General features: G+C 65.6%; 1 protein-coding gene. It reads right to left on the bottom strand.

The genetic code is table 11. From position 1 onward, the window contains the following. Positions 1-3,467: phage tail tip fiber protein (locus C4N9_RS21580; RefSeq protein WP_146195203.1), on the bottom strand; the 3,467-nt coding region annotated here is incomplete at both ends.

Raw genomic sequence — 3,467 nt, 5'->3', positions numbered from 1 at the left:
GAGAGAAACAGGTTGCGGTGATTGGACGGGAGGCTCGGGGGCGTGGCATCGCCCGTGGTCCTCGTGCTGATCTGCAGCGCGTAGCGGACGTTGTTGTAGACGCCGCCCAGGACCTCCGAGGCATTGCGGTCGCTCCAGGCGCTGTCCGTGGGGATGGCGAAGCTCACGATCTGCCGCTCAGGCCCCCAGACCGCGCTGCCGACGGGTTGCGTCTGGCGCACGAGCCGCAAAAGCCCCTCGCGCAGCCAGAAGCGGGGCGCTTCGGGATCGGTATTGTCGGTGTACTGCCAGAGGCGGACATCGCCGCCGGCGACAATGGTCCACATATCGCCAAGCGCCGTGGGGCCGAGCTCGATCACGAGCAGGTTCTCCCAGCCGGGGCTGTAATCTTCGCCGGGATACCATGCGTTGTAGGTCTGGGACTGGAAATCGGTCGCGGCGCCGAGTTCAAGAATCTCTCGCGAGATCACTTCCTTGCCTTTGATCTGGCCCGTCTCGCGGTCGAGCTTGAAGCCCGCGACCGGCAGGCCCGCGACCTCGGCATAATTGTCCGATTGCAGCGCGCCGGTGATCTCGCCGAAGCCGATCGACACATTGGCGATCCGCGCCCAGTCCATGAAGACCTGCCCGCCATCCACGAAGAACGGGGTCTCAAGCCCGCTGCCCGTGGCGATGACGAATTGATCGGCATGGACGCCGACGCGCGAGGGCGTGTTCCAGTCGGACGACACGTCGATGAAGAGGCCCGCTTCCTTGTAGCCGTAGCCGCCGGCATAGCGGGCCATCATGCCGATGCGGGCATAGCCGCCGGGGCCTGCCACGGTTTCCATCTTGAACGTGGTCCCCGCCGTGGCGTCATCGACGGTGCTTTCCAGCGCTGAGATCGAAGAGGCCAGCGCACTCAACTCCCCGTCGATCTCCGAGACCTCGACCGAGAGCGCATTCAGGGCGGAGGCGCTGGCGCGCGTGGCGAGCTCGTCGTCGAGATCCGACAAATCCGCCGTCAGTTGCGTGATGGCGGACGCGTTGGCGGAGATCCCGGCCTCGTTATCCGTGACCCGCACGGTCAGAGCATTGAGCGCGGCCACGCTGGCCTTGGTGCCGAGGTCATCTTCCAGATCTTCGATGCTGGCGCCGAGCGAGGTCACGGCGCTGGCCAAAGTGTCGATCTCGCCCTCGGCTGCGGTAACGCGGGTCGTCAGCGCCTGGACCGCCGAGGCGCTGGCCTTGGTGCCGACCTCGTCTTCGAGATCTTCAAGGCTCGCTTCCAGCGACGTGACCGCGACCGACAGCACGTCGATCTCGTCTTCGGTCGCGGTCACCCGGGCGGTCAGGCTGGTAACGGCCGAGGCGCTGGCCTTGGTGGCCAGATCGCTTTCCAGATCCTCGACGCCTGCTTCGAGCGCCGTGACCGCGCTGGAGATCGTGTCGATCTCACCCTCGGCCACCGTGACACGGGCGGTCAGCGCCGACAGAGCGGAGGCGCTGGCCTTGGTGTCGAGTTCGTCATCGAGGCTGCCAACAGTTGCTTCCAGCGCCGTGATCGCGCTTGACAGCGCATCGATCGAGGCGCCCTGGTCGACAACCTCGACCGACAAGGCAGACAGGGCGTTCGTGTTCGACAGGATGTTGCCGTTCGCGTCGAGGACCTGCGCCGTCAGTTCGGTGATCGCGGCAACGTTGATCGAGACCTGCCCGTCGGTCGCATCGATGCGCGAGGTCAGGGTTTGCGAAACCCCGGCCACGTAGTCCCGCACCACGGCGCGTTCGTTCTCGTCGCGGGCGTTCGCATTGAGGCCCTCAAGTGCCACGCCGCGCACCACTGTTTCCAGGTTGCGGATCGCAGCGGCGAAAGAGGCGAGCGAGCCATCGTCGAGCGTCTCGACCTGCGCCACGAGCTCGTCGAGCGCCGAGGCCAGCGCGCGCGTTTCCAGATCGTCCTCGATGCTCGACAATTCGGCATTCAGAGCCGTGACCGAGGTCGCGAGAGCGGAAAGCCCGTCTTCGTTATCCGTGACCCGGATTGTCAGGGCATCCAGGGCCCCGGCGCTGGCCTTGGTATCCAGCGCATCGTCCAGCCCCTTGATACTCACTTCCAGCGACGTGATCGCCGCCGCGTTGACGTCGATGGCAGTGCCCTGGTCGATGACCGTCAGCGTCAGGGCATCGAGAGCGCTGGCATTGGCGATGATATCGCCTTGGGCATCCAGCACCGCGGCGTCGAGCGCGGTGATTGCCTCGACATTGATCGCGACCTGCTGGTCGGTCGCATCCACGCGCGTGTTGAGCGTCTGGGTTGCGCCGGCCACGTAATCACGCACCGCCGCGCGCTCGTTCTCGTCGCGCGCGCTGGCGTTCAGCGCTTCCAGCGCCACACCACGGACGCTGGTCTGAAGGTTGCGAATAGCCTCGGCATAGGAATATTGCGAGCCGTCCGAGAGCAGGCCTACCTCGACCGTCAGGCTTTCGACGATCCCGGCGATGGCTGCGAGCCCGGTTTCCTCATCGTTGACCGTGGCTTCGAGCGCGGAAATCGACAGCGCCGCAGCTTCCAGCCCGGCCTCCGTGTCTGTGACGCGGACTTCCAGCGCGTCGATCGCGTTGGCGTTGCCGGTGATCGCCCCCTCGGCGTCGGTCAGATCTGCTTCCAGAGCAATGATGGACGATGCCAGCGCACTATCGGCCGAGATCCGCGCCTGTTGCTCGGTCAGCAGCTCGGCCGAGGATGCTCCCGGCGATGGCCGCCCGATCGCAACCCAGTCGATCTCGTAATAGTTCGAGGCATCCGCACCATCAGCCAGATCGAGCCGGATCGCATCGATATTGCCGGTCCAGCCGGGCGTCCAGGTCAGTTCGGCGATATCTTCGCTGCTGAAGGTCGGCTCCGCCAATGTGTCGCGGCGACCGGCATCCCAGCCTTGCCCGGCATCGGCCCACCAGAGCTGCCCCAGCCAAGTGGGCGAGCCCACGCGACGGATACGAGCGCGGACCTGGGCATAGGTGTCGCCAGACGCTGCCAGACCGGAGGGAGACAATACTGACGAACCCGCGCCGGGAATGAGAAATCCGGCGGAAGCAGAGGGAGCGTTGGGCGCCCCGGTCCACCCATCGACAGTGGTGTCGAAGTACCAGCGTGCGACATGGTCGAATTGCTGCGCGGTGCCAACCGCGACGGCGGCAACCAGCGAGGCCAGCGCATTGTCCCCGTCGATCCGCGCCTGTTCCACCTGCTGGATGGACGCGGACAGGTCGTTGCTGCTGGCTTCGAGCGTGGTGATCCGTGCCGTCAGCGCGAAATCCGCATCGGCCAGCACCACGATCTGTTCGTCAAAGCTGGCTTCCAGATCGCCAAGCTGGACCTGTAGGGAGCGGCGGATCTCTTCGCGCTCGGCATGGTCATTCGCCGCAAGCTCGACCACTTCCGCCGCGACCTGACGAATGCGATCACGCTCTGCACGGATCTGGTC

Origin of the sequence: Pararhodobacter marinus, assembly GCF_003122215.1 — a bacterium.
Classification (GTDB): domain Bacteria; phylum Pseudomonadota; class Alphaproteobacteria; order Rhodobacterales; family Rhodobacteraceae; genus Pararhodobacter; species Pararhodobacter marinus.
The sequence above is the reverse complement of the archived record's forward strand: the minus strand, read 5'-3'. Positions and strand labels throughout refer to the sequence as shown.